Origin of the sequence: Streptomyces sp. 15-116A, from assembly GCF_025290915.1 — a bacterium.
Classification (GTDB): domain Bacteria; phylum Actinomycetota; class Actinomycetes; order Streptomycetales; family Streptomycetaceae; genus Streptomyces.
Window position 1 is genome coordinate 1 of the sequence record NZ_JAOCQE010000447.1, and the last position, 3,220, is coordinate 3,220.

The window sequence follows — 3,220 nt, forward strand, 5'->3', positions numbered from 1 at the left end:
GTCCGGCCGCCGGTCCTGCGTGGCTGGGAGCCACCGGTCACGGCGTACGGCCGGGGCCATCGCGGCGTCGATCTGGCGGCGCCGCCGGGGACGCCGGTACGGGCGGTGGCGGCGGGCCGGGTGTCCTTCGCGGGCCGCGTGGCCGGGAAGGGCGTGGTCTCGGTGGAGCTGTCCGGCACGGGCGATCCCCCGCTGCGGACGACCTACGAGCCGGTCCGGGCGTCGGTGCGCAAGGGCGACGAGGTGAGCGCCGGCGAGGTGATCGGGGTGGTGGAGCCCGGCGGCTCCCACTGCACGGCCCCCTGCGTCCACTGGGGCCTGCGCAGAGCCGACACCTACCTGAATCCCCTCAGCCTGCTGCCCCCGTGGCTGCTCCACAGGGGCCCTTCGAGACTCCTGCCGGTGCTGGGGGTCCCGGTACCGGGGTGACGTCGGGCGGGGTCAGCCCCGTACACCCCGCAGGGCCATCGACACCGCCGCTTCCGTGATCGTCTCGGGGTTCTCCGCCGCCCCCAGTTCGATGCGGCGGACCGCGGCGTCGACGATGCCCTGGAGGAGCATGGCCGCGAGGCGCGGCTGGTCGTGGCCCAGTTCGGCGAGGGCTTCGACGATCATCGCGATCAGGCCGCCGTGCGCCGCGCGGATCTTCTCCCGGGCGCCCGCGTCGAGTTCGCTCGCGGAGATGGCGACGACGGCCCGGTGCCGGCGGTCCCCGACCAGCGCGAGCTGTGCGCGGACGTACGCCTCGATCTTCGAGTCTGGGCCGTCCGCCGCGGCCATCGCCGCCTCGACCTCGGCCGCCCAGAGCGGGAAGTCGACCTCGCACAGCTCCTCGACGACCGCCGCCCGCGACCGGAAGTACTCGTACACGGACGAGCGCGCGAGCCCCGTGCGCTCGGCGAGGGCCGGGAAGGTCAGCGCCTCCGTACCGCCCTCGGACAGCAGGGAGCGTGCCGCGTCCAGCAGGGCGGCTCGCTGCATCGACCGGTGCTCGGCCACGGAGGCCGCTCGAATCCTTGGCACGTCAACCACTGTACGGACGCCCCACGCCCGGCGGGAGTCACTCTGCGGGAAACCGGGAGCCGCCGGCGCCGGCTCAGCGTCCGAAGCTCGCCAGTTTCGCCCGCAGCTGGAGCACGGACTTGGTGTGGATCTGGCTGACCCTGCTCTCGGTCACACCCAGCACATTGCCGATCTCGGCCAGGGTGAGCCCCTCGTAGTAGTACAGGGTCACCACGGTCTTCTCCCGCTCGGGCAGCGTGTTGATCGCCCGCGCCAGGAAGCGGCGCAGCTCACGGTCCTCGGCCACCTCCACCGGATTGTCGGCGGCGGTGTCCTCCAGCGTGTCCATCAGGCTCAGCCGGTCGCCGCCCTCCCCGCCGGCATGCAGCAGCTCCTCCAGGGCCACGACATTGGCGAGCGACAACTGGCTGAAAACCGCGTGCAGTTCGTCCACGGCGATGCCCATCTCGCGGGCGACCTCGCTCTCCGTGGGCGTGCGCCGCAGCCGCGCCTCCAGCGTCGCGTATGCCCGCTCCGCATTGCGCGCCTTCTGCCGCACCGAGCGAGGGATCCAGTCCAGCGCCCGCAGCTCGTCGATCATCGCGCCCCGGATCCGGGTGATCGCGTACGTCTCGAACTTGATCTCCCGGTCGACGTCGAACTTCTCGATCGCGTCGATCAGCCCGAACACCCCGGAGGAGACGAAGTCCGCCTGGTCGACATTGGGCGGCAGCCCCACACTGACCCGGCCCGCGACGTACTTCACCAGCGGCGAATAGTGCAGGATCAGCTGCTCGCGCAGCCGCTCGTCCCCCGTCTCCTTGTAGGACCGCCACAGCTCGTCGAGCGTCGAGGGAGCGGGCGGCCGCACGCTGCCACCGTCACGGGCGGCTGGGGGGAGCGCCGCCCGGTCGGACCCGGAGGTGTGCTGGGGCATTCGTCGCCTTGTGCCGTTCTGCTGTGGAGTGGTGCTGCCTGGGTGAGCTGTCTGTCTGATGTCGAGTTGCCTGTCCGTGTCGGGATCCTCGTGAGCGTAGCGTGACTACGGCGTCGCGGTGCGCGAAGAAGGAGGGCGGGAGCGTGCGCAGATACGTTCCGTGGGCCGCTCCGCAGGGGCACACCCGTCGCTCTGCGTGATCACCCGGGTGTCCCAACTGGCTTATTTTTCCAGGCGTGTCGGGATTCCCCCGGACGGCCGAACACGCTCCGTCAGCGCGCACCGGAATCACCGCGGACCGAGATCAGCGCCTGGCGTGTCAACTTCCAGCCGTCGTCGTGTCGTTCGACGTAACCAAGTGCTCGTAGTTCGTACAGTCTCGCGACCGCGTCGTCCCGTGAGGTGCCCGCGCCGCGCGCGATCTCGGCCACCGAGGCGGGTGTGCGGGCGGGCAGCGCGGCGAGCACCTGGCGGGCACCGGCCGGCAGCAGATCCCGGGGCAGCACGGGTCCGCGCCGCTGAGGGGCGAGCTCGCCCATGCCGCCGACCAGCTCGACGACCTCGGCGGCGTCGGTGACCAGCACGGCGTCCTGCCGCAGCAGCTCGTGCACTCCGGCGGAGAGTCCGCTGGTTGCCGGTCCCGGTACCCCCATCGTGTGACGTCCGAGGCGCTGGGCTGCCCTGGCGGTCACCAGCGAGCCGCTGCGGTGGGCGGCCTCGACGACGACGGTGCCGCGGGTGAGGGCGGCGATCACGCGGTTGCGGAGGATGAATCTGCTGGGCGTCGGGTGGTCGCCGGGCGGCAGTTCGCCGAGGACGAGTCCCTGGTCGGCGATCCTGTTGATCAGCGCGGTGTGCCCGCGCGGGTAGGGGCGGTCGACTCCGCAGGCGAGGACGGCGATGGTGGCGCCGTTCGCGCCGAGGGCTCCGCGGTGGGCGGCGCCGTCGACGCCGTAGGCGCCGCCGGAGACGACGACCCAGCCGCGTTCGGCGAGGCCGGCGGAGAGGGTGGCGGCCATGTGGGCGCCGTACTCGGTGCAGGCGCGGGCGCCGACGACGGCGACGGAGCGCAGCGCCCACATTCGCAGGTCGGCCGGCCCGCGCACCCACAGCCCGAGGGGCCGTGCGTCCCCGAGATCGTCGAGCTGCCGCGGCCACTCGACCGCCCCTGGCGCCACGAACCGCACCCCGGCCGCCCGTGCCACGGCGAGATCGCCTCTCGGGTCGGCCCGCTCGGCCCGAGCCACCAGCCCGTCCCACCGCTTCCGGCTCACCCCCCGC

Annotated in this window: 4 protein-coding genes; 1 reads left to right on the forward strand and 3 read right to left on the reverse strand. The window is 72.8% G+C overall.

Features of this window, described 5'->3' with window-relative positions; all coding sequences use genetic code 11:
* Positions 1-429: murein hydrolase activator EnvC (locus tag N4P33_RS34120; RefSeq protein WP_260830801.1), on the forward strand; the 429-nt coding region annotated here is incomplete at its 5' end.
* A 12-nt stretch (positions 430-441) separates the two neighbouring features.
* Here the strand turns inward: N4P33_RS34120 and N4P33_RS34125 are convergent.
* The 3 genes from N4P33_RS34125 to dprA form a co-directional block, all read right to left on the reverse strand.
* Positions 442-999 (reverse strand): TetR/AcrR family transcriptional regulator, encoded by a 558-nt coding sequence (locus N4P33_RS34125; protein WP_260830804.1) that lies wholly within the window; start codon positions 997-999, stop codon positions 442-444.
* A 97-nt stretch (positions 1,000-1,096) separates the two neighbouring features.
* Positions 1,097-1,939: an RNA polymerase sigma factor WhiG gene (whiG, locus tag N4P33_RS34130; RefSeq protein ID WP_260830802.1), complete on the reverse strand. Its 843-nt coding sequence runs from the start codon at positions 1,937-1,939 to the stop codon at positions 1,097-1,099.
* A gap of 272 nt (positions 1,940-2,211) precedes the next feature.
* Positions 2,212-3,220, reverse strand: a 1,009-nt coding sequence (dprA, locus tag N4P33_RS34135) for a DNA-processing protein DprA (RefSeq protein WP_260830803.1), incomplete at its 5' end; no start/stop codon positions are given.

Coding starts and splice junctions, on each gene's coding strand:
- whiG (WP_260830802.1), bottom strand. CDS start 1,939: ATGCCCCAGCACACCTCCGGGTCCGACCGGGCGGCGCTCCCCCCAGCC.